The sequence below is a fragment of the Budvicia aquatica DSM 5075 = ATCC 35567 genome (assembly GCF_000427805.1).
Taxonomy (GTDB): Bacteria; Pseudomonadota; Gammaproteobacteria; order Enterobacterales; family Enterobacteriaceae; genus Budvicia; species Budvicia aquatica.
Map to the genome: position 1 here is coordinate 1 of NZ_ATYS01000124.1, position 1,326 is coordinate 1,326.

Here is a 1,326-nt window from a genome sequence, read left to right on the forward strand (position 1 = left end):
ACGTAATCGCTCAGTAACGCCAGCGCGGTCTGGGGATTATCCGCCGACGCCGACAGCATAAAGTAAGGGAGGGTTTTCTTTTCATCCGGCGGGGATGTCATCAGCCCTTTTTCAGCCATCTCCGTTAGCCAAAGGCGTTTAGCCTGCGAGTCCATCGATTCAGTCTGTTGCTTAACGTAAGCCGTCTCGGATAGGTAACTCAGCTTCTCATTGGGGCTGGATACCATCTCGGTGAACCGGTTGAATAAATGGTTGGCTATCGCCTGTGGGTCGGCGTTAATGCCGCTCACCCGCGCAAAGGCCCGTCTTAATGTCAGGTAATCGTCCATCTGGGCCATTCTCGGCGGGGAGACATAGGCTTTGACCGTCCACTGCTCTTTGGCGGTAAAAGCATAGGTGCCGGCTATCAGGGTGGTGACTAACGTCACCATCAGAATCACGCCTTTCTTGTCCCAGAGTCGAAGGAGCAACTCAAACAGGTCTATCTCATCGTTCGGGTTAGCATGACGAGGCCCAGCCTGATTGGCGGTATGACCTGATGGGGCGTTTAACGTTTTTTGACTTATTTCACTCATCGTCATACCTCATCGGATGCCATGACACGGGTTATTGTGGTGAGACTCCCTGATGGGCACTGGGGACAAGTATCGGGCAATCTCGCGCAGGCTTGACCGGGGCCGGGAATGACGCCAGCCATAACGCCGTAATGGAAGCAGGCCGCAGTTCGCTGACTGTAGCGACCGGGGCGCAACGAAGGGGTTTGCCCGCATCTCGGGAGGCGGACAGTAACCATGGCATCGGTATCATTACCGCTATCGCCAGCAAGGTCACCGCACTGACCACCATATCCAAACTGGTCACTCTCATGACACACGCTCCCTGTTGTTACCTCGCCTCGTCGATTAGCCGCCAACACGCGCATTCCCATCCGTTTGATAAGCGGCGTAAATGTACCGGCCTTGAAACGTGCCTCGGCAACCGAGGCACATATAACGCGGTAAACCACTGCGGGCTTTACCGTGTTTGCGGATTTGCGTCAGTGTATCGCAATGCGGACACGCCGGGCGTTGCCGTTGTTTGAGTAATGTCATCATCATCATCGTCATCTAAAATCTCCGAGACCGGACCTGAGTCGTAAGCGGTCTATCGTTGTCACGACCATAGGCAGGGCATATTAGCGTCACCCTCGGTCTGTTAAACACGTTAAGCCTCGGTCACTGACGGGGCCTGGCAACTCGTCTGATAAACGTATTTACCCTGAAAGGTGCGCCGACACTCACTACAAAGGTAACGCTGAAAGCCACAGCGCGATGTTCCATGTTTGCG

The 1,326-nt window shown here is 54.4% G+C and carries 4 protein-coding genes; all 4 read right to left on the minus strand.

The window, feature by feature from the left end; genetic code table 11:
* On the minus strand, window positions 1–575 hold a 575-nt coding region (locus YWE_RS28265), incomplete at its 3' end, for a Wzz/FepE/Etk N-terminal domain-containing protein (protein ID WP_248595872.1).
* Between the two features lie 31 nt (window positions 576–606).
* Window positions 607–867 (minus strand): hypothetical protein, encoded by a 261-nt coding sequence (locus YWE_RS0120910; protein ID WP_029096210.1) that lies wholly within the window; start codon window positions 865–867, stop codon window positions 607–609.
* A 35-nt stretch (window positions 868–902) separates the two neighbouring features.
* Entirely contained in the window at window positions 903–1,106 is a 204-nt protein-coding gene (locus YWE_RS32105; RefSeq protein ID WP_036016774.1) for an IS1/IS1595 family N-terminal zinc-binding domain-containing protein, read from the minus strand.
* A gap of 97 nt (window positions 1,107–1,203) precedes the next feature.
* Window positions 1,204–1,326 (minus strand): IS1/IS1595 family N-terminal zinc-binding domain-containing protein (locus tag YWE_RS32110; protein ID WP_428829300.1); only part of this gene is annotated, 123 nt, incomplete at its 5' end.

Coding starts and splice junctions, on each gene's coding strand:
- YWE_RS0120910 (WP_029096210.1), bottom strand. CDS start 867: ATGAGAGTGACCAGTTTGGATATGGTGGTCAGTGCGGTGACCTTGCTG.
- YWE_RS32105 (WP_036016774.1), bottom strand. CDS start 1,106: ATGACGATGATGATGATGACATTACTCAAACAACGGCAACGCCCGGCG.